The organism is Hymenobacter humi (genome assembly GCF_042665855.1).
GTDB lineage: Bacteria > Bacteroidota > Bacteroidia > Cytophagales > Hymenobacteraceae > Hymenobacter > Hymenobacter humi.
The window spans coordinates 3,553,603-3,577,205 of record NZ_JBHTEK010000001.1; the positions used below are offsets into that span (position 1 = coordinate 3,553,603).

Annotated in this window: 26 protein-coding genes and 3 pseudogenes; 11 read left to right on the forward strand and 18 right to left on the reverse strand. The window is 59.7% G+C overall.

What is annotated here, in order from left to right:
- Positions 1 to 195: 195 nt before the first annotated feature.
- A pseudogene (dnaK, locus tag ACFQT0_RS20020) lies at positions 196 to 2,142 on the forward strand (molecular chaperone DnaK).
- A 257-nt stretch (positions 2,143 to 2,399) separates the two neighbouring features.
- Complete coding sequence (locus tag ACFQT0_RS20025) at positions 2,400 to 3,077, forward strand: hypothetical protein (RefSeq protein WP_380204898.1); 678 nt, start codon at positions 2,400 to 2,402, stop codon at positions 3,075 to 3,077.
- Between the two features lie 134 nt (positions 3,078 to 3,211).
- Here ACFQT0_RS20025 and ACFQT0_RS20030 read toward each other — a convergent pair whose 3' ends face one another.
- The 3 genes from ACFQT0_RS20030 to purE all read right to left on the reverse strand — a co-directional run bounded on the left by ACFQT0_RS20030 (position 3,212) and on the right by purE (position 4,837).
- Positions 3,212 to 3,808, reverse strand: coding sequence for an endonuclease/exonuclease/phosphatase family protein (locus ACFQT0_RS20030; RefSeq protein ID WP_380204899.1), 597 nt, complete (start codon positions 3,806 to 3,808; stop codon positions 3,212 to 3,214).
- Complete coding sequence (locus ACFQT0_RS20035; RefSeq protein WP_380204900.1) at positions 3,696 to 4,289, reverse strand: hypothetical protein; 594 nt, start codon at positions 4,287 to 4,289, stop codon at positions 3,696 to 3,698. Before ACFQT0_RS20035 ends, ACFQT0_RS20030 begins: the two co-directional genes overlap by 113 nt.
- A gap of 62 nt (positions 4,290 to 4,351) precedes the next feature.
- Complete coding sequence (purE, locus tag ACFQT0_RS20040; protein WP_380204901.1) at positions 4,352 to 4,837, reverse strand: 5-(carboxyamino)imidazole ribonucleotide mutase; 486 nt, start codon at positions 4,835 to 4,837, stop codon at positions 4,352 to 4,354.
- Positions 4,838 to 5,100: 263 nt separating this feature from the next.
- On the opposite strand from purE, the pseudogene ACFQT0_RS20045 reads away from it, so the two are divergent.
- The 5 genes and pseudogenes from ACFQT0_RS20045 to ACFQT0_RS20065 all read left to right on the forward strand — a co-directional run.
- A pseudogene (locus ACFQT0_RS20045) lies at positions 5,101 to 5,238 on the forward strand (MarC family protein); the annotation flags it as partial.
- 91 nt (positions 5,239 to 5,329) lie between these two features.
- Positions 5,330 to 5,662: a MarC family protein gene (locus ACFQT0_RS20050; RefSeq protein WP_380204902.1), complete on the forward strand. Its 333-nt coding sequence runs from the start codon at positions 5,330 to 5,332 to the stop codon at positions 5,660 to 5,662.
- Between the two features lie 192 nt (positions 5,663 to 5,854).
- Positions 5,855 to 6,879: pseudogene (hemE, locus tag ACFQT0_RS20055) on the forward strand (uroporphyrinogen decarboxylase).
- A 16-nt stretch (positions 6,880 to 6,895) separates the two neighbouring features.
- Positions 6,896 to 7,087 (forward strand): hypothetical protein, encoded by a 192-nt coding sequence (locus tag ACFQT0_RS20060; protein ID WP_380204903.1) that lies wholly within the window; start codon positions 6,896 to 6,898, stop codon positions 7,085 to 7,087.
- 33 nt (positions 7,088 to 7,120) lie between these two features.
- A complete protein-coding gene (locus tag ACFQT0_RS20065) occupies positions 7,121 to 7,330 on the forward strand; it encodes a zinc ribbon domain-containing protein YjdM (protein WP_380204904.1) in 210 nt (69 codons plus the stop codon).
- Positions 7,331 to 7,405: 75 nt separating this feature from the next.
- Here the strand turns inward: ACFQT0_RS20065 and ACFQT0_RS20070 are convergent, their stop codons facing one another.
- The 11 genes from ACFQT0_RS20070 to ACFQT0_RS20120 form a co-directional block, all read right to left on the reverse strand.
- A complete protein-coding gene (locus ACFQT0_RS20070; protein ID WP_380204905.1) occupies positions 7,406 to 8,401 on the reverse strand; it encodes a bifunctional heptose 7-phosphate kinase/heptose 1-phosphate adenyltransferase in 996 nt (331 codons plus the stop codon).
- Positions 8,402 to 8,488: 87 nt separating this feature from the next.
- The gene (locus ACFQT0_RS20075; protein ID WP_380204906.1) at positions 8,489 to 9,709 is read right to left on the reverse strand and encodes a pyridoxal phosphate-dependent aminotransferase; all 1,221 of its coding nucleotides are present in this window, start codon (positions 9,707 to 9,709) and stop codon (positions 8,489 to 8,491) included.
- A gap of 157 nt (positions 9,710 to 9,866) precedes the next feature.
- Positions 9,867 to 10,616, reverse strand: a complete 750-nt coding sequence (locus tag ACFQT0_RS20080) for an IS5 family transposase (protein WP_380200245.1) — start codon at positions 10,614 to 10,616, stop codon at positions 9,867 to 9,869.
- Positions 10,617 to 10,674: 58 nt separating this feature from the next.
- Entirely contained in the window at positions 10,675 to 11,250 is a 576-nt protein-coding gene (locus tag ACFQT0_RS20085) for a hypothetical protein (protein ID WP_380204907.1), read from the reverse strand.
- Positions 11,193 to 12,677 carry a glycosyltransferase family 2 protein gene (locus ACFQT0_RS20090; protein WP_380204908.1) on the reverse strand — a complete coding sequence of 495 codons (1,485 nt, stop codon included), beginning with the start codon at positions 12,675 to 12,677 and terminating at the stop codon, positions 11,193 to 11,195. Before ACFQT0_RS20090 ends, ACFQT0_RS20085 begins: the two co-directional genes overlap by 58 nt.
- 191 nt (positions 12,678 to 12,868) lie before the next feature.
- On the reverse strand, positions 12,869 to 13,483 hold the full coding sequence (gene recR, locus ACFQT0_RS20095; RefSeq protein ID WP_380204909.1) for a recombination mediator RecR: 615 nt from the start codon (positions 13,481 to 13,483) through the stop codon (positions 12,869 to 12,871).
- 88 nt (positions 13,484 to 13,571) lie between these two features.
- Positions 13,572 to 13,853: an ATP-dependent Clp protease adaptor ClpS gene (locus tag ACFQT0_RS20100; RefSeq protein WP_380204910.1), complete on the reverse strand. Its 282-nt coding sequence runs from the start codon at positions 13,851 to 13,853 to the stop codon at positions 13,572 to 13,574.
- A 193-nt stretch (positions 13,854 to 14,046) separates the two neighbouring features.
- Positions 14,047 to 15,042, reverse strand: coding sequence for a T9SS type A sorting domain-containing protein (locus tag ACFQT0_RS20105; protein ID WP_380204911.1), 996 nt, complete (start codon positions 15,040 to 15,042; stop codon positions 14,047 to 14,049).
- 58 nt (positions 15,043 to 15,100) lie between these two features.
- Positions 15,101 to 15,559 carry a hypothetical protein gene (locus tag ACFQT0_RS20110; RefSeq protein WP_380204912.1) on the reverse strand — a complete coding sequence of 153 codons (459 nt, stop codon included), beginning with the start codon at positions 15,557 to 15,559 and terminating at the stop codon, positions 15,101 to 15,103.
- A gap of 45 nt (positions 15,560 to 15,604) precedes the next feature.
- On the reverse strand, positions 15,605 to 17,500 hold the full coding sequence (locus ACFQT0_RS20115; protein ID WP_380204913.1) for a tail fiber domain-containing protein: 1,896 nt from the start codon (positions 17,498 to 17,500) through the stop codon (positions 15,605 to 15,607).
- A gap of 32 nt (positions 17,501 to 17,532) precedes the next feature.
- Positions 17,533 to 18,966: a hypothetical protein gene (locus ACFQT0_RS20120; RefSeq protein WP_380204914.1), complete on the reverse strand. Its 1,434-nt coding sequence runs from the start codon at positions 18,964 to 18,966 to the stop codon at positions 17,533 to 17,535.
- A 208-nt stretch (positions 18,967 to 19,174) separates the two neighbouring features.
- Here ACFQT0_RS20120 and ACFQT0_RS20125 point away from each other — a divergent pair, with 208 nt between their 5' ends.
- From ACFQT0_RS20125 to ACFQT0_RS20135, 3 genes are all read left to right on the forward strand, one after another.
- Positions 19,175 to 19,312 carry a hypothetical protein gene (locus tag ACFQT0_RS20125; protein ID WP_380204915.1) on the forward strand — a complete coding sequence of 46 codons (138 nt, stop codon included), beginning with the start codon at positions 19,175 to 19,177 and terminating at the stop codon, positions 19,310 to 19,312.
- Positions 19,300 to 19,731, forward strand: a complete 432-nt coding sequence (locus tag ACFQT0_RS20130; protein WP_380204916.1) for a hypothetical protein — start codon at positions 19,300 to 19,302, stop codon at positions 19,729 to 19,731. Before ACFQT0_RS20125 ends, ACFQT0_RS20130 begins: the two co-directional genes overlap by 13 nt.
- Positions 19,732 to 19,893: 162 nt before the next feature.
- Positions 19,894 to 20,571: a hypothetical protein gene (locus ACFQT0_RS20135; protein ID WP_380204917.1), complete on the forward strand. Its 678-nt coding sequence runs from the start codon at positions 19,894 to 19,896 to the stop codon at positions 20,569 to 20,571.
- Here the strand turns inward: ACFQT0_RS20135 and ACFQT0_RS20140 are convergent.
- From ACFQT0_RS20140 to ACFQT0_RS20150, 3 genes are all read right to left on the reverse strand, one after another.
- Positions 20,552 to 21,067, reverse strand: a complete 516-nt coding sequence (locus ACFQT0_RS20140) for a YceI family protein (protein ID WP_380204918.1) — start codon at positions 21,065 to 21,067, stop codon at positions 20,552 to 20,554. The two genes, ACFQT0_RS20135 and ACFQT0_RS20140, sit on opposite strands and share 20 nt — an antisense overlap.
- The gene (locus ACFQT0_RS20145; RefSeq protein ID WP_380204919.1) at positions 21,064 to 21,195 is read right to left on the reverse strand and encodes a hypothetical protein; all 132 of its coding nucleotides are present in this window, start codon (positions 21,193 to 21,195) and stop codon (positions 21,064 to 21,066) included. The genes ACFQT0_RS20140 and ACFQT0_RS20145 overlap by 4 nt, the downstream gene beginning before the upstream one ends.
- A gap of 106 nt (positions 21,196 to 21,301) precedes the next feature.
- Complete coding sequence (locus ACFQT0_RS20150) at positions 21,302 to 21,757, reverse strand: MarR family winged helix-turn-helix transcriptional regulator (protein ID WP_380204920.1); 456 nt, start codon at positions 21,755 to 21,757, stop codon at positions 21,302 to 21,304.
- Between the two features lie 158 nt (positions 21,758 to 21,915).
- Between ACFQT0_RS20150 and ACFQT0_RS20155 the strand changes: the two genes are divergently transcribed.
- On the forward strand, positions 21,916 to 22,512 hold the full coding sequence (locus tag ACFQT0_RS20155) for a DUF6799 domain-containing protein (protein WP_380204921.1): 597 nt from the start codon (positions 21,916 to 21,918) through the stop codon (positions 22,510 to 22,512).
- Positions 22,513 to 22,516: 4 nt separating this feature from the next.
- Here the strand turns inward: ACFQT0_RS20155 and ACFQT0_RS20160 are convergent, their stop codons facing one another.
- Complete coding sequence (locus ACFQT0_RS20160; RefSeq protein WP_380204922.1) at positions 22,517 to 23,524, reverse strand: enolase C-terminal domain-like protein; 1,008 nt, start codon at positions 23,522 to 23,524, stop codon at positions 22,517 to 22,519.
- Between the last annotated feature and the right edge of the window lie 79 nt (positions 23,525 to 23,603).

Here is a 23,603-nt window from a genome sequence, read left to right on the forward strand (position 1 = left end):
CCTGCACCCCTGTCAGGAAAAATCCGTCTGCCCGCAATCCTTGCGCCACTGCGTCGCATAACCTGGGCGCTGGCCGCCAATCGGTGACAATCTGTCATTGAAACGACGCTGGTACGTTGCTTGTAATCTCCTGGTAGCGGCTGAAAAGCTGCCTTGACCTGACATTCCACTCCTAACTAACCAACACCCAAAAACATGGGCAAAATAATCGGCATTGACCTCGGCACCACCAACTCGTGCGTGGCCGTAATGGAAGGCAACGAACCCGTTGTAATTCCCAACAGCGAAGGCCGCCGCACCACCCCCAGCATCGTTGCGTTTCTCGACGGGGGCAAGGGCGAGCGCAAGGTGGGCGACCCTGCCAAGCGCCAGGCCGTTACCAACCCCAAAAACACGATTTCCAGCATCAAGCGCTTCATGGGCCGCCACTTCAACGAAGTTACGGCGGAGCAGAAGCACGTGTCTTATGAGGTACTCGGCGGCGCCAACAACACGGTGGCCGTGAAAATTGGCGACCGCAACTACACGCCGCAGGAGATTTCGGCCATGGTGCTTCAGAAAATGAAGCAGACCGCCGAGGATTACCTGGGCACTACCGTAACCGAAGCCGTTATCACCGTACCGGCTTACTTCAACGACGCCCAGCGCCAGGCCACCAAAGAAGCCGGTGCCATTGCCGGCCTCGACGTGAAGCGCATCATCAACGAGCCCACGGCCGCGGCCTTGGCTTACGGCCTCGACAAGAAGCACAAGGACCAGAAAATTGCCGTGTATGACCTCGGCGGTGGTACGTTCGACATCTCCATCCTCGAGGCTCGGCGATGGCGTGTTTGAAGTACTGAGCACTAACGGTGACACCCACCTCGGCGGCGACGACTTCGACCAGGTTATCATCAACTTCCTGGCCGACCAGTTCAGCAGCGAAAACGAAGGCCTCGACCTGCGCAAGGACCCCATGGCCCTGCAGCGTCTGAAGGAAGCCTCCGAGAAAGCCAAAGTTGAGCTGTCGAGCTCGACCGAAACTGAAATCAACCTGCCCTACATCACCGCTACGGCCTCGGGCCCAAGCACCTGGTGGTGAAGTTGAGCCGCGCTAAGTTTGAGCAGCTCGCCGACGACCTCGTGCGTCGCTCGATGGAGCCGGTGAAGAAGGCCCTGCAAGACGCTGGCCTGTCGACTTCGGACATCAATGAGGTTATCCTCGTGGGTGGCTCCACCCGCATTCCCCGCATTCAGGAGGAAGTGGAGAAGTTCTTCGGCAAGAAGCCTTCGAAAGGCGTGAACCCCGACGAAGTGGTTGCCATCGGCGCGGCCATCCAGGGCGGCGTACTCACTGGCGAAGTGAAGGACGTGCTGCTGCTCGACGTGACCCCGCTGTCGCTGGGCATCGAGACCATGGGCGGCGTGATGACCAAGCTCATCGAGTCGAACACGACCATCCCGACCAAGAAATCGGAGACCTTCTCGACGGCGTCGGACAACCAGCCTTCGGTAGAAATCCACGTGCTGCAGGGCGAGCGTCCGCTGGCTGCTCAGAACCGCACCATCGGCAAGTTCCACCTCGACAGCATCCCGCCCGCACCCCGTGGCGTGCCGCAGATTGAGGTAATCTTCGACATCGACGCCAACGGCATCCTGAACGTAACCGCCAAGGACAAAGGCACCGGCAAAGAGCAGAAAATCCGCATCGAAGCCAGCTCGGGTCTGAGCGAAGCCGACATCAAGCGCATGCGCGACGAGGCCGCGGCCAACGCCGAATCGGACAAAGCCGAAACCGAGCGCATCAGCAAGGTGAACGCCGCCGACTCAATGATTTTCCAGACCGAGAAGCAGCTGAAAGAGTACGGCGAGAAGCTGAGCGGTGGCAACAAAACGGCCATCGAAGGCGCGCTGGCCGACCTCAAATCGGCCCACGAAGCCAAAGACCTCGCCCGCATTGACACGGCCATGGAGGCCATCAACACCGCCTGGCAGGCTGCCTCGCAGGAGATGTACGCCGCTGGCGGTGGCGAAGGCGGCGGAGCCGGCCAGCCCGGCGCGGGCTTCCCCGGCGGCGACGGCCAAGGTGCTGGCAGCAACGGCCAGGGCCAGCCCGCCGACCACGTAACCGACGTCGACTACGAAGAAGTAGACGGCAAATAATATCGGTTGCCGATTAAGCTAAAAAAGGCCGGAGGCGTAAGCTTCCGGCCTTTTTTGTGGGCTTTTCCGCAGTGGGGGGCCTGTCTGGAAGCAGCTTTCCAGTAGTAGCCGCAGCAGATAGTTTGGTTACTTTTCGGGCATTCGCCTTGCGAAGCGTTATTTTTAGCCCAACATTAACCCTTTCGCGTAAGCAAGCCCGATTACAGCCCGTAATAGCTCGCGCGGCATTCGCCTCCCTCCCCAGGCCTTTTTTACTTATGAAACCAACCTCCTACTTATTTCCGATTCGGGCGCTTGCTTTTGGTGCGCTGCTGTTTGCCACCAGCCAATGCAGCGTGAGCGAACAAGTGAAAGAGTCGCCCAGCTCCAAAAAGAGCAACATCTCGAACGAAGCCAAAGAGGACCTTGCCTACGACCAGATGCAGTTCCGGCTCAACTTCATGGACGAAGCCAAGCTCGGCGGCCAGGACATACTGTTTGTGCGCCAAGCCAGCGACTTCACCCCCGCCCAACAAGCTAAGCTGCAAACCGCGCAGCAAGCCAACAACCTGCCCCTGCGCCTGCGGATGCGCGTGTACGCCCGCAACTCCAGCCAGGAGAATATTCAGCTCAAGCAGCTCGACTACCAGGTGCTGCTCGATGGCAAGGAGCTAACTAAAGGCGTAACCGGCACCAACACCGAGCTGGAGTCGAGCGCAATCGTGACACTGCCCATCGCCATCGACATGAACGTGCCCAAGGAGCTGACGGCCAGCTCCACGCCCGCCGCCTTCGCCGCCGGCCTCGCCGACTTTACCGGCAGCGGCCGCCGCCTGACCATGCGCGTGCGCCCCACCTACGTGAGCGCCTCGGGCCGGGTGAGCCAGCCCACCGACTTCCAGACCATTGACCTGGTGACGGCCAAGCGCGAATCAGGCAAGTCGGCCCGCCGCTAGCTGCCTCATCGGTTTAAAAGTTAGCCGCCAATAAAAAGCGAGAAGGGGGCTTCGCGTCCTGGGCACCAGCGTTATTCCTGGTATCCTAAGGACGCGAAGCCCCGCTTCTCGCTTTTGGGTTTAGCTCCATTGAGCTAATCGGCGTTGGGGTCGGCCGCTTCGGCCACGCCTTCCTCTATTTTCTCTTCGGCTTCCTGGTGGTCGCCGGCGTCGGCCACTTCCAGCTCCCGTTCCTGCTCGTGCCAGCCGCTGGGCTCGTAGCTAAGGCGGATGTAGATGGGAAAATGGTCGGAGCCGATGTGGGCCAGCCGCTCCAGGCGCTGCAGGCGGAAGTGGGCCGAGTGAAACACGTGGTCCAGGGGCCAGCGCAGGAGCTTGTGGTCGGCGTGGAAGGTGGGCAGCATGCCCCGCCCGATGCGCGGGTCGAGCAGGCGCGAAATGCGCCGAAACAGCTCGGACGTGTGCGACCACGCCACGTCGTTGAGGTCGCCGGCCACGATGGTGGGGCGGGCGTCCTGGCGGTGAATCACCTTGCCTACTACCAGCAGCTCGGCATCGCGTTTGGCACTACTCTTCGATTCCTGCGGCGCCGGCGGCTTGGGGTGCAGAAAGTGCAGGTTAACCGACACCTTGTTGGGCAGCACCACGCACCCGTGGAACGAGGGAATCTCCTTGTCCAGAATGTACCGGATTTGCGGCTCCAGCAGCGGCAGCCGCGAAAACACCAGCATGCCGTAGGTGTTGGGCAGCGGGGCGTGGCAGGTGTAGGTATACGTTTTTTCGATGCGCTCGGCGGCTCAACCACCAGTCGTCGGTTTCCACGGCCAGCACGATATCGGGCTGTAATTTGTTGATGTGGCCCAGCAGGCGCGAGGCATCGCGGTTGTACATCAGCACGTTGGCCACCATCAGGCTGATGTGGTTGTCGTTGTCGTCGGCGGGGCGGCTGGAGGCCACCACTTGCAGGCTGTGCAGCGGCGTGTAGGGCCAGATGCGATACGCCTGGTACACCAGGGCTACGCCCAGGCTCACCGTGAAAAAGGTGCGTCCAAACCCCGGCTCTTCCGGCAGCGCCAGGGCCGCCGCAAAGCTCAGGACCAGACCGGCCACAATTTGCAGACGCGGGAAATCGAACGCCCGAATCCACCACGCGGTTTCGCGCAAAATCGGCAAGAGGGTGGCCACGATGGCCAGCCCGCCTACCAGCCACACCACCCAGTGGCCAACGGTAACAAACAGGGTAAGAAAATCAGACATCGAGGCGGGGCAAAGTATTATACATCGTCCTGAAAGCCGCCTTTCCGCAGCTCTTCGATGGTGCGCATCACCCGGTCTTTGAGCGTGATGCGGTATTTTTCCAGCGCATCGGTCAGGCGGGCATTGTTAATGGCCAGCATCTGGGTGGCCAGCACGGCGGCGTTGGCGGCACTGTCGACGCCTACCGTGGCCACGGGCACACCAGTCGGCATCTGAATCATGCTCAGAATGGAATCCAGCCCCTGAATGGAAAGGGTGCTGTTGATGGGCACGCCAATGACGGGCAACGTGGTAAAAGCCGCCACCATGCCCGGCAGGTGGGCAGCCCCGCCCCCACCGGCAATGAGCACGCGCAGGCCGCGCTTGCGGGCATTCTCGGCGTATTCCACCATGCGGTGCGGCGTGCGGTGCGGCGACACCAGCGTGATTTCGAACGGGATGCCGAACTGGCGGAGCACATCGGAAGCGGCCGACATGGTCCGCAAATCCGATTTCGACCCCATAATGATGCCGACTAAAGGTATTTCAAGGTTGGGGCGGTCATCGTCGGAATTAGACGAAGGGCTGCCGGCAGTAGCGTCAGGAATCATTGAGTGGGAAGCGGGAAGTAACGGAGATTTATACGGCGCAGAGCTAAACTCCGCTGTTGAAGCGGCAAAATAAGGCTTTTCCGTCCAGCCCCTGCCTTCTCCTACCTTTGCGACCTATGGAAATTCTCCTCGCCACCTTCACCACCTTGTTTTCCATCGTCAATCCGTTTGGGGCGATGCCGGTTTTTCTGACCCTCACGGCCGACGACCGGGCCTCGGAGCGGGCGCGCACCGCGCTGCGGGCCTGCATCTACATGGTGGCCATCCTGAGCGTGGCCTTTTTTGGCGGGCAGTACATTCTCAATTTTTTCGGCATCAACATTCAGCATCTGCGCATCGCGGGCGGCATTCTGCTCATGCGCTCGGCGTTCGAGCCTGCTCACGCCCGGCGCCAACCGCGACCGGGTGGGTCCCGCCGCCCTCGAAGAAAGCAAGCACAAGGACGACATCAGCTTCACGCCGCTGGCCATGCCCATGCTCTCGGGGCCGGGCTCCATGGCCATTTGCATCGGCCTCATCCGCCCCACTTACCTCGACAAAGCCATGACCATCGCCGGGTTTGTGCTGGTGGCGCTGGCGGCTTTCATCATCCTCCTCTTCTCGCTGCGGCTCACCCGCGTGTTGGGCAAGCCCGGCATGGCGGCCATGGCGCGCATCATCGGCTTTATTACGCTAGCCATTGGGGTTAACTTCTTTGCTTCGGCCATCGCAGCCCTGTTTCCGGGGCTCACGCGGTAAAAATCAATAGCGTCATGCAGAGTGCAGCGCAGCATCTTTACCTCGGAAGTAATTAATGCTCCTACATCGAAGCGGTAAAGATGCCTGGCTACGCCGACCTGCGGTCTGCTGCGCTCTGCATGCCGAGCCTGGTTTAGTTTGATTAGGCAGGTACACACTCGACTACCTAGCGGTGTACCTTTGCCCTCGCTTATGCTGAAAAACGACCTTTTCCTCCGTGCCGCTCGCGGCGAAGCCACCGAGCGCACGCCCGTGTGGCTGATGCGCCAGGCCGGCCGCATCCTTCCCGAATACCGCGCCCTGCGTGCCCGCCTCTCCGGCTTCAAAGAACTGGTAGAAACCCCGCTCTGGCCGCCGAAGTCACCATCCAGCCCGTCGATGCGCTCGACGTGGACGCCGCCATCATCTTCTCCGACATTCTGGTGGTGCCCGATGCCATGGGCCTGACCTATGAGATGGTGGAAGCCCGCGGCCCGCTCTTCCCGGAAGTAATCAGAACGGCCGCCGACGTGGCCAAGCTCCGCATCGCCGACCCCGAAGAGCACCTCGGCTACGTGCTCGAAGCCATCCGCATCACCCACCGCGCCCTCAACGGCCGGGTGCCGCTCATCGGATTCGCCGGCGCTCCCTGGACCATTCTGGCGTACATGGTGGAGGGCCACGGCTCCAAAACCTTCAGCAAAGCGCGCGGCATGCTCTACCGCGAGCCCGCCCTGGCCCACCAGCTCCTAGGGAAAATCACGGCCACGACCATCGCCTACCTCAAGGCCCAGGTAGCTGCCGGTGCCCAGGTGGTCCAGGTATTCGATTCCTGGGCGGGCATCCTGCCGCCCGACCATTACCGCGAGTTTTCTAGCCGCTACATCGCCGAAATCTGCGAAGCGCTGGCCCCGCTAGTGCCCGTCACGGTCTTTGCCAAAGGTGCCTGGTGGGCCGTGCCCGAGTTCGCCGCCATGCCCTGCCGCACCATCGGCCTCGACTGGAACCAGGACCCCGCCCAGGTGCGCCGCGATGCCGGCGACAAGACCCTGCAAGGCAACCTCGACCCCTGCGCCCTCTACGGCACCCGCGAGCAGATTAAAGCTGCCACCGAAACCATGCTCCGCAAGTTTGCCGGCGGCCCCCACATAGCCAACCTCGGCCACGGCGTGTACCCCGACACCGACCCGGATAACGTGCGCGTGTTTGTGGATACCGTGAAGGCGTGGCGCGGGTAAGCAGCAATCAATACCCATGGCTACAACCTTCGGCTCCGCCTTCTACATTACACTGGCCCTACTCCTGGGCCTGCTGTTCTTTATGTGGCGGTGGTACCTGCGCAAGCCCGAGCGCTCTGGCATCGAAACCTTCATGGTCGTGCTGATATCAATCAGTAGCCTCTCGCCCGTTTTATTCCTGCTCTATCTGCTGCTGTTCCGCCGCTAAAGCAGTTCAACTTTATACCCTTCCCACCCCCTCATGGATGTAAAAGACAGCAACGGCACCCTCCTGGCCGAAGGCGACTCAGTCACTCTCATCAAAGACCTCAAAGTGAAAGGCTCGTCGCTGACGCTCAAGCGCGGCACGGTGGTCAAGAACATCCGCCTCACCAACAGCCCCGGCGAGATAGAAGGCCGCGCCGGTGGCTCCACCATGGTGCTGAAGACCGAGTTTTTAAAGAAGGCTTAAAACCGAAACCGGCACATAAAACGAATGGCGCAGGAGAGCATCCCGCGCCATTCGTTTTATGTGCCGGTTTCGGTTTTAAATGCCGGCTTCTACCGCTTCTTGCAGCAGCAGCTGTTTCTCCACAGGCACCACGCCTACCTGCTCGCACACCAGCCCGCCGCCCAGGTTGGCCAGCGCGGCGGTGAAGGCCGGCGGGCAGCCCAGGGCCACGCATAGCGCAGCAATGCTTATCACGGTGTCGCCGGCTCCCGAAACGTCCGAAATAGTACGCAGGTGGGCCGGCAGATAGGTTTTCTGGCTGTCGCGCTGCGCAAATACGCCGTATTCGGAAAGGGTCACCAACACCGTTTCGGGCTCCAGCACCTCGCGCAGCCGCGACACGGCCGCTTCAAATCCGGGCCGGTCGGAATCAGGGTCGCCGAACTCTAGCTTCAGGCCCTCGCGCAGCTCCTTTAGGTTGGGCTTGAAGAGCGTGCAATTCCGGTAAGCCAGGAAGTTCTTTTTCTTGGGGTCGACCACCGTGGGGATGCCGCGCTGCCGGGCCCGGGCAATGCACTGCTCAATAATGGCTTCGTTGAGCACGCCCTTGTCGTAGTCTTCAAACACCACCACATCGGCGCGGGTCAGCAAGTCGTCGTAGGCCGCCAGGAGCTGCGTGGACTCCTCGCTGCTGAGGTCGGTTTCTACTTCGGAGTCGATGCGGAGCGCCTGCTGGCCGTGGGCCAGGATGCGCTGCTTGACCGTGGTGGGCCGCTCGGCACTGCGGATGATGCCGTCGGCCAGCAGGTTGCGCTCGTGCAGCAGCTGAATGAGCTGGTCGCCGCCCGCATCGGTGCCGATTACGGCGCAGAGCAGCGGCGTGGCGCCCAGCGCCTGCACGTTCAGGGCCACGTTGGCGGCCCCGCCCAGGCGCTGCTCGGTGCGGGCCACGTGCACGATGGGCACGGGCGCCTCGGGCGAAAGCCGCGTCGAGCGGCCCCACACGTAGGCGTCCACCATCACATCCCCGATGATGAGGACGCGCAGGTTGTTGAAGTTTTCGAAAAGCGTATGCAGGGAATCGACAGACATTGTGCAAAGGTAGGGACGCGCCTCGGCGCGTTCTATCCCAGAACGTCCGCTAAATGGTGGAGCTTGGTTGCCAACCGCGCGACGCGCCTACAGCTTGGCTAAGCTCGCCTTTACCCGCCGGAACGCCTCCACCAGCTTGTCGTCGGCCGCGGCGGTGCTGAAGCGGATGCACTCCGGCGCCCCAAAAGCATCGCCCGACACGGCCGATACCAGCGCATCGTTGAGCAGGTACATGGATAAGTCCAGCGAGTTGTGGATGGTGCTGCCGTCGGGCGCGGTGCGGCCGAAGTAGGCCGACACTTCCGGGAAAATGTAGAAGGCCCCGCTCGGCGTGGGCGTTTTGAAGCCGGGAATGTCCTTCACGATGTCCAGCACCAAATCGCGGCGGCGGCGGTAGGCTTCCACCATTTCATCGGCCGAGGCCCGGCCGCCGCGCAAGGCCGCCAGGCCGGCCCGTTGGGTGATGGAGCAGGTACCGGACGTTATCTGGCTCTGGATTTTCTCGCAGGCCGAGGCAATGTCCGGGCGGGCCGCCAGGTAGCCCAGGCGCCAGCCCGTCATGGCGTAGCCCTTCGAGAAGCCGTTCACGGTAATTACCCGCTCGCTTACTTCCGGAAATTGAGCTAAGCTCACGTGCTCGCCCACGAAGTTGATGTACTCGTAAATCTCGTCGGCCAGAGCGTACACGTGCGGGTGCCGGGCCATTACGGCTGCGATTTCGCCCAGCTCCTGACGGTTAAACACCGCGCCGGTGGGGTTGCAGGGCGACGAGTACATGATGAGCTTGGTGCGCTCCGTGATGGCGGCTTCGAGTTGCGCGGCCGTCACTTTATACTCGTTTTCCAGCGTACCCACCAGTGGCACCGACGTGCCCTCGGCCAGCTTTACCATCTCCTCGTAGCTCACCCAGTAGGGCGAAAACACGATGACTTCGTCGCCGGGGTTCACAAGGCTCAGCACGGCATTGGCCAAGGACTGCTTGGCGCCCGTGCTCACCACAATCTGGTTGGGCAGATACTCGAGCTCATTGTCGCGCTTGAACTTGTCGCAGATGGCCTGCCGCAGCTCCGGTATGCCGGGCACCGGCGTGTAAAAGGTAAAGCCGTCGTCGAGCGCCTGCTTGGCGGCGTCCTTGATGTATTGCGGGGTCTGAAAGTCGGGCTCGCCAAAGCTGAGGTTAATAACGTCGAAGCCTTTGGCAATGAGCTCCCGGCACTTCTTGGCCATGGCAATGGTGGCCGATTCGTTCATGGCCTTCAGGCGGTCGGAAAGCGGTGAGGCGGGCGGGCGTGTAGCAGTGGTGGACATAAGGCAGCAGCGGTGGGATGGAAAGCAAAGGTAAGGGCCCGGGCTATGCGGCGCAGGCAGAAACACCCGGGCCGGCCAAACGATTAACAATAACGGCATTACCCCCGGTGCAATCGACGAGGGCCTAAGAAATTGCCGAACTAGGGTGTGTGGACAATTAGAGCAACCAGACGAGAGTAGCGGCGCAATGCGCGAAAGCGAGAAAGGAGGCGCCCGTTTTTTCATAGCGCGTGGCCAGGCGTCGGTACTGCTTGAGGCGGTTGAAGAAGCGCTCGACTTTGTTGCGGTCAGCGTAGAGGTTGCGGTCCAGCACCCGCGCCACGCGCCGGCTGCGCTTGCTGGGCACGACGAGGGCCGCGCCGGTTTGGGCGCAGCCGGCCACGAGGGCATCGGTGTCGTAGGCCTTGTCGGCCAGCACGGCCCCCACCGCCAATCCGGCCAGCAAGTCCGCGGCCACGGTGCAATCGGCCTGCTGTCCAGGCGTCAACCGCAAGCGCAGCGGGTTGCCCAGCGCGTCTACGACGACGTGGAGCTTGCTGGTGAACCCGCCGCGCGAACGGCCCAGCGCTTCGGCTAGGGCACTGCTTTTTTGCCCCGCGGCGTGCTGGTGGGCCCGCACGCTGGTGGAATCGAGCATGGCCCAGTCCAGGTCCGGGTCTTGTACGGCCTCGAATACGCGTTGCCAGACGCCTTTCTGCGCCCAGCGGCGGAAGCGGCGGTACGTGGAGTTCCACGGCCCGAACCGCTCGGGCAAATCGCGCCACGGCGCGCCGCTGCGGGCAATCCAGAGCACGGCGTTTAAAAACAAGCGGTTGTCTGCCGCCGAGCGGCCGGCATCGCCGGCTTTGCCCGGCAACAGGGGCGCTAATCGCGCCCAATCGGCATCTTTGAGTTCATAGCGTCGCACCACCCAAAGGTCGGCGATTGTCCACACACCCTAGCTCAACTGACCTGCGAAGCCGCCGCTACTGCCCCAATTGCCGCCAGCAGCGCCAGAGCACGCTCAAATCGGTGCTGGGCTCGTAGTCCTTGGCGTAGAGCAGCTCTAGCCGCCGCCGGGTCACCTCGTTCAGGGGCGAGGCCGTCACGGCCGCATCGGCGGGTGAAAGCACGGCGGGCACGGCGTGGGCGGCATTTGGCATATGGCGCAGGCCTACCCAGGTGCGGCTGCCCAGCAACACCGCCAGGCAGTTGCGCAGGAAGCCATTTTTCTGGGGTTGAGACCAGATGAGCAGCGGCGCCAGCAGCAGCAGCCCCAAGCTGCTCACCACGTCGAGCAGGCGCTTGGCCCGGGCCTGCTGGGGCTGGTAGAGGTTCAGGGCAATGTCGAGGGTATAATAGTCGCCGGGCGTGTCCTTGCTGCTACTACCGATGATGTACTGGCTGTCTTCGGGCAGGATTTTGTAGGCCACCGGCGGGTCAGTAGGTAGGCTGAGCATCAGCGCGATGATTTGGCTGGCGGGCAGGTCCTTGCCACAGAAAATCAGTTCATCGAGCGCGTAGAGGCGGATGATATCGGCCAGCTGCCGCAGCTCGCCCAACGGCTCTTCGGGGGCGGCACGGGCAGGGGAATGGCCGCCGGCGGCACCAGCGTATCGGCCGGCTTGGGCGCCACGCTTACGTGGCCAATCACGCGGGCCTGCACGCCTGCCGCTTCCAGCAGGTGGCGCACGCGGCGGCTTTCGGGCCCCGAGCCCACGATGGCAATGGTTTTCTGACGGTGCTCGCTCAGGCGCAAGTCCCGGTATTTGATGAAATGCGCCAGCAGGTGCCGGCCCACGATGGCGGCCACCGCCCAGGCGCCTCCCAGAATAATCAGGGCCTTGGAGAAGCGCCAGGCGTCCAGAAAATTCGACGCCGCCGAAATCAGCAGCGTGCCCAGAAACACGCCCCGCACCACCCGCGAGGTTTTCACCGGCGGGTCGTAAGCGCCACTCAGGTACGCCGACGTGAGCCACACCAGGATGTAGGCGGGCACGGCCACCGTCATGTATTGCGGCGGGTAGTCGCCGGGCACAAACTTGTGGTTGTTTTCCCAGTAGGATTTCAGCACGTACATCCCGGCCCAAATCAGGCCGGCATCGAGCAGCAGCGGGGCCACGCGCACCGCCAGCCGCTCGAGCACCGCGGCGCCGGCCCGCAGCCAGATGGCCGCGTTTATCAGCAGCGAAAACAGCCCGGCCCGGCCCGGGGCAAAGTGCTTGCGGGCAAAAATGACCATGGCCCGGTAAAACACAAACACGTAGTTGACGCTCGTGCGCTTGGTGCTTTCGCCCTTGTAATGGATGATGCGCGTGCCGGGGAAGTAGTAATTCTTCCAGCCGCCCTGCCGCAGGCGGTGCGAGAGGTCGATGTCCTCGCCGTACATGAAGTAGTCCTCGTCGAGCAGCCCAATCTGGTTGAGGGCGGTTTGGCGCAGCATCATAAACGCGCCGCTGAGCACCTCCACCTCGTGGGTGTCCTCGGGGCTGAGGTAGCCCAGGTGGTAGCGCCCAAAGGTGCGCGACTTGGGCATGAGCCGCGCCAAGCCAAACATCTTATAGAAAGCCACCTCCGGTGTGGGCAGCGCCCGCTTGCTTTCGGGCAAGAATTGACCCTGGCCGTCGAGCATTTTCACGCCCAGGCCGCCGCAGTCGGGGTGCGCGTCCATGAAGTCGCAACAGGCCCGGAAGGTGTCTTCCTCCACCACGGTATCGGGGTTGAGCAGCAGGCGGTACTGGCCGGTGGCGCGCCGCAGGGCTTGGTTGTTGGCCTTGGAAAAGCCGGGGTTGTCGCGGTTGGCAATGAGCTGTACTTCCGGGAAGCGGGCCTGCACCATGGCCACCGAGCCGTCGACGGAATTATTGTCGACCACAAACACCTCCACCGGTTGGGCCAGTTTCTCCACCGCCCGCCGAACGGACAGCAGCGTCTGCTCTAAAAAATAGCAGACGTTGTAATTGACAATAACGACGGAGAGCTTCACCACAGCCGGCGAAATTACGGTTCTCGTTACGAAACCTGGGCCTTAAAAATAAGCTGACGAAATCTGCTGATTCCAAGCCCTCCCAGATTAAGCCCCAGCAAAAAGCCCCAACTCTGGGCAGAGCCGGGGCTTTTCAACTTATAAGATCTGTAACTCGCTCAACTCACCTGGCTGAGCAACTAAGCAACAGCGGCTTAACGCGCCTGCCGCAGGCGCTCCACGATGCTGCGGCCAAGCGTGATTTCATCGGCGTACTCCAGCTCGCCGCCCACGGGAATACCGCGGGCAATGGTGCTGATGTGCACATGGGGCAAGTCGCGCAGGCGTCGCGAGAGGTAAAAAGCGGTGGTATCGCCCTCCATCGTGGGGCTGATGGCTAGGATGACTTCGCGGATTTCCGAGTCTTCGGTGCTTGCCCGCTCCACCAGCGAATCAATGTGCAGGTCGGATGGACCCACGCCCTCGATGGGCGAAATCACGCCGCCGAGCACGTGGTACACGCCCTTGTATTGGCCCGTGTTTTCGATGGCAATGACGTCGCGCACGTCCGATACCACGCACACCAGGCTGTGGTCGCGCAGCTTGTTGGCGCAGATGTCGCACTCCTCGGCATCGGAAATGCTGTGGCAGGTGCGGCAGTAGGTTATTTCAAAGCGCATCTTGGCCAAGGCTTCGGCCAGCGATGCGGTGGTGTCCATTTCGGCCTTGAGCAGGTGCAGGGCCAGGCGCAGGGCCGTTTTGCGGCCGATTCCGGGCAGCCGAGCCAACTCGCCCACGGCGTTTTCAATCAATTTTGAGGGAAACTCCATTCAGGTTATTAGTTGATGGTTGTCAGTTGTTAGTCGACGGTTGTGAATTGCCAGTGCAACCTGACAACTGACAACGAGCAACTGACAACTAGACCACGTCGGCCGAAATGCCGCGGTCGTGGATGGCGGTGCACAGCGGCTCCAGTTCCTCGTAAGTGCCCATTTTGACCGCGCACTGGCCTTTGTAGTGGATGAGCAGGGTGCATTGCTCGGCCTGCTCGGGTTGGTGGCCACACACGTCAATCAGGGTTTTGATGACGTGCTCGAAGGTGTTGACTTCGTCGTTGTACACGACGAGGTTGCGCAGCTCAACTTCTTCTTCGAGCAGCAGTACTTCCTCATCATGCTCAATTTGTGGGCGGGTATTCATAGGGCAAATTTACGCGGTAGACGGGCGATTGATGAGCGTTTTTTTAAACCCCAGCGAGGCGCAAATCGTTTCGGTTGACTTGATGTTTTCCAAATGAAAAAAGCCCCGCCGTCCCATTCGGGGCAGCAGGGCTTTTTGGTGGCGCTGGGCTCAATAAGGTGCATTTATTGTCCAGCTACGGTGTCCTTCCGGCTCACAGGCGCAACACCTTGCGGGTTATCTGCTGGGTGCCTTGCACCGTGCGCAGGGTGTAGTGGCCCGTGGCCAGCGCCCGCACATCTACCTGGTACCGGCTGCTGCCCATGGGCGCTTCCTCCTTCTGGCTGATTACCAGACGACCCGTCATGTCGTACAGCTCAATTTGCAGCGGGCCGGCAGTCGGCGACACTAGGTCCACAGTCAGGAAAGCCTGCATGGGGATGGGGTACGCTTCGACCGCAAATACAATGGTTTTGTTGAACCGCACGTGCTGCACGCCGCTGTAGTGGGCCGTGCCATCCACGTCTATCTGGCGCAGGCGGTAGTAAAATGCTGCGGCCTTGCGCCCGGCCCCGAGGTCGGTGGCACTGTAGGATAGCGCAGCGCTGCTGTTGCCCGCCGCGGCCTTGCGGCTGATTTCCGACCAGCTTTTCCCATCCAGCGAGCGCTCAATGGCAAACCAGGCACTGTTGCGCTCCGAAGCGGTGCTCCATTTCAGCACAGCGTCCAGCTCGCGCGCCGTGGCCGAAAACGCCGTGAGCTCCACGGGCAGGGGCACTTCGTAGGTGCTCACCGTGTACAAGGCATCGGCTACCAGCGTGGTGCTCACCGTTACTACCCGATTGATGCCTGACTGAGGCACTCCTTGGCGTTCCCAAGTTTTACCATTGTCTCTGCTACGCCACACCTGCGCCTGGTGAGTGCTGAAGTCCAGGCCATGGTCGTTGTCGGCCAGCCACGACAGGGTCAGGGTAACGGGCGTAGCAGGTGGGGTAGACGTTTTCAGGCTCCAGATGCGGTCGATGCCTTGATTTCCGGTGAGAATAGGGTTTTGCCCGAAGGTGACATTAGGCCGGTTGAGGCCAGTACGCCGCTCCACTTCTAAGGTAAAGGCTTGGCCTGCGGGATTCAGAACAAACCCCATACCGCCGAAATTAACATCGGAGTTGGTAGCGGCCACATTGAGTTCTTGCACGAGGAAGCCTTTCACGTAGGAAGCATCCAATTCGCCGAAAACCTTACCCGTTGCTGTAAGACGCAGGCGGTAGTCAGTGGTGGGAGAAGTACTGGTGAGCAAATGGCCATTGACCATTCGTACTACGCCGTCTGCCTGCCCATCTGAGCCGAGCACTACCCCCGGCCTTAGCGTTTGCGGCGGGGTTGTCGATGCGCAGGTGGTGCAGCGTGGCACCGTTCAGTGTCAGGTTGCGCGGGGTGCCGCTGGCCCCGTTGAAGACTACCGTGCCAATGCCTTGCTCCCAGGCACCGGTATTCAGCAGGTCGCCTTCGTCAAGAAACAGTCGGGGCCGGGCCGTAGCAGTAGCTCCCTGGTTGAATGTACCGTTGTTTTCGAAGGCCTTGCCGGCTGCATCGCCGCGCACATACAACACAGTATCGGCAACGGCCAGGATGGCACCTGAGCCGTTATAGAGGGTCTGGGCCTGAGTGGCCGAAGCCAGCCCCAGGCCTCCGAGCAGCAGGGCCGCCGCTAAGCGTCCCGGCCGCATAAAATCAAAATAGGCCATATTGGTTTGCATATAAAATGAAACCGCTTAGCGCTGGCCCTGAGCTGTAGCATTCACCGTGCTGCCGGCCTCCAGTGCCCGCAGGCGCGACTCGAACGACTGCACCGCAGCTTCAGCTTTCTCAGCCCGGCCGCGCATGGTGTCGAGTTGGGCTTGCTGCTCCTGCAGGGCTTTCACCAGCACGGGCACCAGTTCGGCGTAGTTCACGCCCAGGGTCTGGTTGGCATCGGTACCAACGGAAACCACTTCAGGCACTACCTTCTGCAACTCCTGGGCAATGAAGCCGATTTTGTTGGTCTGGTTCGGGGTCTTCTTCCAGGCGTAGCGCACGGGGCGCAGGGCCATTACGGTGCTCATGCCATACCCCAGGCCGGTGATATTGGTTTTCAGGCGGGCGTCGGAGGTTTGAACTGTACCGTTAACTGTAAATACCTTGTTCCACCGTAAAAGCGCAGTATTAGCAACGGTGCCTTCAGAACCAAGATTATAATCTCCATCACTGCTCGGTACAACGTTGCCAGCTACAGTAAGGCGCTCAGGGCCTGCAACAGTGCCAATCCCCACATTGCCTAACAAGCTGCTCGTTGTGTTGGTTTGCAACGTGTTTGTAATCAAAGCGCCAGAAACATTAGCTGAAGCAAGCGAGGTTGCACCAGCCGTTACTTGGCCCAACGTGCTTAAACCAGCTACATTGAGTGTAGTGCCTACTGTAAGTTCTGTGCCCACACCCATAGTAGAAGCCACCCGGCCCGAACCGCTTATATAGAAGCTTGCGTTTTGTTGATTGGAGGCATCATTTTTTATCACCGAATTTGGGTCTGGCAATGCTTGGGTAGTCAAAGTTCCAGCGTTGTTAGCCACTACTAGGCGGGTACCTGAGCCTATCAATGAATTAAAGGTCGATTCACCCATCACGTTTAGGGTACTGGTGAGGGTTGTTGCCCCTAGTGTAGAACCGCCAGCGGTCAACCCCGCCAACGTGGCGGTACCGCCAACACCAATATCACCCGTGATTTGACCAGCGCTTACATTGAATACCGGGGCCGCTGCGGAGCCCGAATTGGAAATAAAGTCACCACTGCCAGGAAATGCGCCGCCCACAACGAGCGTGCCGTTATCAGTAGCAAGTACTACGCGGTTACCTGTCCCGTTAAGATTTGCTACCCGAGCCGAACCCAACGTAGCCAGACCGGAAGTGCCTACAGTGCTCAGGCTGGTGTTGCCAGTTACCGCAAGAATATTGTTAACAGTTGTGGCGCCATTCAAGGTATTGACCCCATTCAAAGTAGTGACGCCTGTTACCGTCAGTGGACCGCCCACCGTAGCACTAGTAGTAACACCTAGCGAATTGAGAGTACTCGCGCCGGAAACCCCTAAAGTGCCGGCTACGGTGCTGTTGCCATTGATTGTTGCGGAGCTGTTCACGGTCAGCTCACCCACCCGGCCCGAGCCGTTGATATTGAAATTAGCGCTTTGCTCAGGGGAACTCCGGTTCAAGATTGCATCGATGGGTGCCGGAATAGGCTGGGTAGCCAAAAGACCAGTGTTGGTAGCTACTACCAGTCGAGTACCCTCACCTGTCAATGAATTAAAGGTTGATTGACCCGCCACGTTTAGGGTATTATTGAGAGTAGTACCGCCGCCTACGTTAAGGGTACCACCAATCTGTCCCGTTCCGTTTACTCGGAAGCTAGCGGACTGGTCATTAAAGTTTTGGTTTTGAACGAATTCGTTCGTGGTACCTGCCGAAATAGCAGTAGTCAATGTACCGTCGGGGGCAGCTATTACAACGCGGTTGCCATTTCCTGTAAGGTTGTTCACCTTGGCTGTATTCAATGTGGCCAAACCCGAGGTACCGAGCGTGAACAGCCCGGTATTGCCCGTCACGGCCAAATTGTTGTTAACTGTAGTAGCACCATTCAATGTGGTAATGCCAGCTACGGTGGTATTGCCCGTTACGCCGAGTGTTCCCCCACCGTCGCGTTGTTGATTACGCCCACCGAGTTTAGCGTGCTGACTCCTGCTACGCCCAACGCACCACCCACTTGGCCTGAGCCGCTGATATTAAAGTTGGCAGGCTGGACACTACTGTTCTGGTTCAGGATAGAATAATCTGACGCTGCAACGGTCTGCGTGCTCAAGTTGCCAGAGCCGTCGGCTACAACTAATCTAATACCCGTACCACCTAGGGTTGTCACCCGGGCCGAATTCAGCGTAGCCAAGCCCGAGGTACCAAGCGTAGTCATGCTAGTGTTGCCGGATACACCCAGGGTGCTACTCAATGTTGTTGGGCCACTTACGCCAAGCGAGGTGCTCACAATAGCTGAATTCAGAGTGGTAGCGCCGGCTGTGAGGCCAGTTAGGGTGGTATTGCCTGTCACGCCAAGCGTACCACCTACTGTAGCATTGCCTGTTACGCCTAGAGTGGATAACGTGCTAGCGCCAGCAGAAAGACCAGCCAAGGTAGTAGCGCCGATTACATTCAGTGTAGACCCAATCCTACCTGTCCCATTAATATTGAAGCTGGCATTTTGGATGCTTGCACTCTGATTTTGGATAGCATAATCTGAGGCTGCAATTGTTTGCGTACTTAAGTTTCCCTGGTTATCAGCTACTACTACGCGAGTACCCGTCCCTCCCAGGGCGTTAAATTTAGGCACACCTACTACTGACAACGTATTATTCAAGGTAGTGGCACCGGTCACAGTTAAAGTCCCTGCTCCAGGGGTACTTTGTCCGTTTGCAGTTGCCCCAGTAATGATGGCCTCACCATAGACTGTAAATGTGGCTTTGTCGCTATCATTTCCAATATTTGTATTACGCAACGTTGTAATGGAATTTTTGCCTGTCACATTCACATCCCCGGACAGTGTTGTTCTGCCTTTAACTTCGAAGTCTGAGCTTAAAAGAGAGGTGCCGTTTGAGGACCCGCCCACATTAATGCGGAACCGCTCTTTGGAGTTAACCTTAAAGACCAAGTCCTGGGCATCGGTAGTGCCCAAGAAGTGAGTACCTGCCGTTGTACCACCATTGCCGGTCGTGAGCCAGAAATCCAGCCCAACGGGGGCAGCAGAACTTATAAATCGCACCCAATTCGGCGCATTACTTTCCCCCGCATTATAATAAATCCCTTTGCCGGCAATTGTTGAGTTGGTGTTGTAAACCATCAACGAATTTGCCGGATTGAGAACCGTCTGGCCATCATTGACACCTTGCAGTGCCACGCGCGGGATTAGCAAGCCCTTGTTGGAACTGGTAATGTCCAGTGCCGCCGAGCCATCAGGCGTTCGGGTTCCGATGCCGGTTTGCGCTTGCGCGTCGGTGGCGCCCGCTAGCAGGACCAAACCCGTTGCCCCAACGGAGCAAAGTAGAGAGGAAAAAAGCTTCATAAAAAATAAGTAGAAGGTTTGAAAATAAAACTTTTCTAAGAAAAACCAGAACTTAGAGCACTAAATAAGAATATATTTCCCATTTAAGCTACTAATGTTCTTATTTATTTTACCCCGAACCTTTGTTTACCTCCTGCGTTTCTTTTGCTAACTCGTGTCTATCAAAGACATAAATATTTACACATAAAGCTGTAAATAATTCTAGAATATGCCCGTACCCTCCCCCGATTTCAAAAAAGCCCTTAAGCGCTTGTCCGATAGCGAGAAAGAGGCGCTGCTCCTGCGGGCCGTGCGCCGCGACGCGGAATTGTACGAAACGTTTCGCTACGAGTGGTGGCCGATGTGAGCCTGGCCCAGGTGCAGGAAGAAGCGGCCGACCGCATCCACGAAACCTTTAACCTGGCCGTGTCGGGGCGCTTGCTCAACCGCAGCCTGGTGAAGGCGCTGCGGGCGAGCGTGCAGGAGGCAGCCCGGGCGCGCCGTATCACCAAAAACAAGCAGGTGGAGGTGGACTTGCTCGTGTACATCCTGCGGCAGTGCATCGACAACTACTCCGGGCAGTTCGACAGCGTGTACGACGGCTTTTTCAACGCCACGGCCCGGCTGGCGGCTCGCCTGCCGGCCATGATTCTCAAGAACCTGCACGAAGACCTGTGGGTCGAATACAAGGCCGAGGTAGATGAGGTGCTTGGCCAATTGCACAGCCGCAGCAAAAGCAGAAATTTGAAATTTGAATTAGTGAAAGAATTCAATATTCCACACTAGCTTTGCTGCTCATTTTCTACCACAAAACAATTTATGACAACACGTTTTATTCACTGTTGCGCGGCTGGTGTTCTGGCCTTCACTACGGGATGTGCCGGCTCCTACAGCCAAATCAGACCCAATAAAATCGCTACCTATATCTCCTCGCCTTCTTCCGGGCCCGTGGACATGGGGTATCAGTTTGACGCGTTGCGCCTGAACGGCGGCAACAAGAAATATGTCAAAAAAGAAGCGAAGCGCGGCTACCACGTGGCCGCCGTGCGCGTCACCAACAACTGGGACCGCGAAGTAAATTTTTCGCGCGACCTCGTGCTGATGTATGGCGACCGGCCCATTACGCCAATTCCCGGCGAAATCGCGGCGAAAGACATGAAGCAGGGAGTAGCTATTTACTTGCTGTATATACTGCTCAATCCTCGAATCGGCGCGAAAACTGACCCCATGACGGGCGCTGTCAGCGGCGGCACGACCCTGCCTTTGGGTCCGTTCATTGCCGGTGGCAACATGCTCGGCGCCGGCAGTGCCAATACCAACATGCGCAAAGAGTTTGCAGCGCACGACCTCACCAACCGTACGCTAAAGCCCGGCGAAACGGTGTACGGCATTGTAAGCCTGCGCGAAACCGCCGTTGCCCCCTTGCGCCTGGAAATGCGTACGGCTACCACTCCCCGGCACCCGCCGCCGCGCTTCCAAGCGCAACGCCTGCCGTGCCCCCGCGCTAATACATACAAGTCCTTGAAAAAACGAAAAGGCTCCGTCGGTACCGACGGAGCCTTTTCGTTTTTGCATCTGCTCTGCAACAGATGCCGACAATCGCAACTTAAGCCTTCTTGGCGATGACGTTGAAGGTCAGGTCGAAGGTGTCGTAGATGGCTTTGTCGCCGATGCTCTCGAAGAACGACTTAGAGCCGTACTTCAGGCCGAACTTGGTGCGGTCGATGGTCATCTTGCCGGTTGCAGCAGCTACGCCGCCTTTCACGCCCACTTTGGCGGGGAAGCTCAGGCGCTGCGTTACGCCCTTGATGGTCATGTCGCCGGTGATGGTGGCGTTGTTGGCATCTTTGGCGGCACCCTTGATGGGGGCTACGCTCACGATTTTGAAGGTCGAGGTGGGGTTTTTCTCCACGCCGAAGAAGTCGTCGCTGCTCATGTGGCCCACAAACTTGGTGTGGTCGGCCGGGTCGGTGATGTCCGTGGCTTTCATGGTTTTCATGTCCACGGTCACGGTGCCGCCCACGATGGCATTGCCTTTCACGAGCAACTCGCCGTCGGCGAACTGCATGGTGCCGTTGTGGCCGTGCGTTACGGCTTTGCCGTCCCAGCCCAGGGTGCTCACTGCGGCTGCAGCTTGAAGGCCGGCGCGTTGGTGGCCATTTTAACGCTGTTATTTTTTTGGGCCGAAGCAGCGGGCGCAGCGCCGAGGACAGCAACAGCAAACAGGGCGGGCAACAGGAATTTTTTCATCTGAAAAAGAAAATTGAAAAAGTAAGTAGTATCTGAGAAGCGCTACGGCGGGCCGTAACGAAGAATGGTGCCAGAAGGCGGGTTCAATAAGCTTGGCGCATGCAGGTTATTCCTCCGTGCGAATCTTGTCAAGTAACAGGTTGAGCTGCTGCACTTCGGCTTCGCTCAATTGGCTGAGGCCGTTGACATCGATGACGCCGGCGGCTTCGATGGTGGCGAGCAGGTCGAGGCCAGCTTTGGTGATGCGGATGTCGACGGCCCGGCGGTTGGCGGGGCACACGGTGCGCGTCACGGCCTGCTTTTCTTCCAGGCGGTCCACGATGCGGGAGGCGTTGCTGGTTTTGTCCAGCATGCGGTCGATGAGCAGGGCCACGGTGGCCGGCAGCGGGTGCTGGCCGCGCAGAATGCGCAGGATATTGAACTGCGGCAGCGTGAGGCCATACGGCTTAAACGCCGCCGCCTGGCGCAGCTGCAGCCAGCCGGCCGTGTACACCAGATTGATGTGGGCCTTCTGGTGCTCGTCGCGGAAAATGGGCTGCTTGATTTCGTCTTCGATGCGCATGGTAAGCGGTGGAATCGGATGCAAATTTATGTACGTACATTTAATGTTGCAACATGGTTCCCGATTATTTTCGAAAATTCTTTGAGCCCTAGGGCCATTGTCCACCTTATTGCGCGGAAACTCGTAATCTCGCAAACTCATTCTCTTATTCCTTCCCCATGCATCGCATTGTTTTCCTGCTCCTGGCCGCTGGCTGCCTGGCCACCGCCCCCCGCCACGCCGCGGCCCAAGACGGCGGCTTCCCCGTGCAAACCACCGCTCGCACCCAGTTTGTATTCAAAAACGGCGAAGTGATGCGCCGCGAAGGCAAGCAGCTTACGCCCCTCACCCAAAACGTGAAGCTGGAGAGCGGCGTGAAAATCAACTACAAAAGCGGCATCGTGGAGCTGCCGGCCGACAAGCTGAACCCCCAGGGCAAAAAGTTTACGCTGCGCGAAGGCGACTACGTGAAGGCCGATGGCGGCGTGGTATTCGCCACGCCAGGCAGCGCAGAAGCCGCTCGCGGCGGTGCGCCCAATGGCCCGAGCGGCAAGTTTAAAACCTACGTGCAGCGCGGTCCGGGCTACGCCGACCCGGCCATGCAGATGTCCTTGCTCAACAAAAAAATTGAGCTGCTGAACCAGAAAATCACGGTATTGAGCCAGGGCCGCACCGACCTGCCAGACACCAAAGCCCTCGACGCCCAAATCGAGCAGGCTCGATGTCAAGCTCAACGCGCCGTTTGCGCCGGGTGTGGCGCCCAAATAACCAGGTAGCTTATTAATCGAGGAGGGTGAGATTCCCGCCCTCCTCACCTACCAACCCAAACGGCTCGTCCTTCACAATAAGGAAGCCGTCGAGGTCGTGCACATCGGCCAGCGCGCTGATGTGTAGTGCACCCGCAATGCCCACCGTGGTTTCTACCATGCAGCCCAGCATGGGCACCAGTCCGTGCGCGCGGGTGCTTCGCAGCAGCTCAATTCCCCGCCGGAAGCCGCCGGCCTTCATGAGTTTCACGTTCACGCCGTGAAACTGCCGGGCGATGTCGGCAAAGTCGGCCGTATCGGTCACCGACTCATCGGCCAGCAGCGGCACGGCGCTGCGCTGGCGCAGGTAGCGGTAGTCAGCTGCCAGCGCGGCCGGTAGCGGCTGCTCCAGAAAGCGCAGGTTCAGGCCGGGCAGGGCGGCCGCTTGCTCCAGAAAGCGCAACACGCTGTCGGCATCGGGCCAGGTCTCGTTGCCGTCGACCAGCAGGGCGTGATTGGGCAGCACCCGCCCTACTTCCTGCAGCAAGTCGAGTCCCTCGGCTTGGTTGACCTTGATTTTGAGCAGCTCAAAGCGGGTCGCGTTCTGCTCGCGCAGAAAGGCGCTCACCTCGCCGGGCGCCATGATGGGGAGCGAAAACGCCGTGGCCACCCGGGCAGCCGGGCGCGGCACGCCCAGCCACTGCCACACCGGCTGCCCGGCGCGGGCGGCCAGCCACTGCACCAGGGCGGCCTCCAAGCCAAAGCTGAGGGCGTGGGCCACGGGGTGCGCGCTGAGCAGCGCATCCAGCTCCGGCAAGGAGGCTACCGCGGCCAGCCCGTTGGCCTGCAGCCCGGCAAACTGCTCGGCGAGCAATTCCGGGGTTTCGCCGTAGCGCACGTTGGGGGCGGCTTCGCCGAGGCCGGCGTGGCCGTGGCCCTCTACCTTAAGAAGCAGATTGGTTTTGGTGCTGGAGGCGTTGCGGGAAATTTTCCAGACGTAGCGCAGCTGCAGTTGCTGGGAAGTGAGCGACCAAATGGGCATGAGGGAAATGGGAAGGCCGGTGGCCGGCGGAGCAGGGCCGAAGATGCAGCCAAAAACCGAACAGCCTACGTCCTGCTTA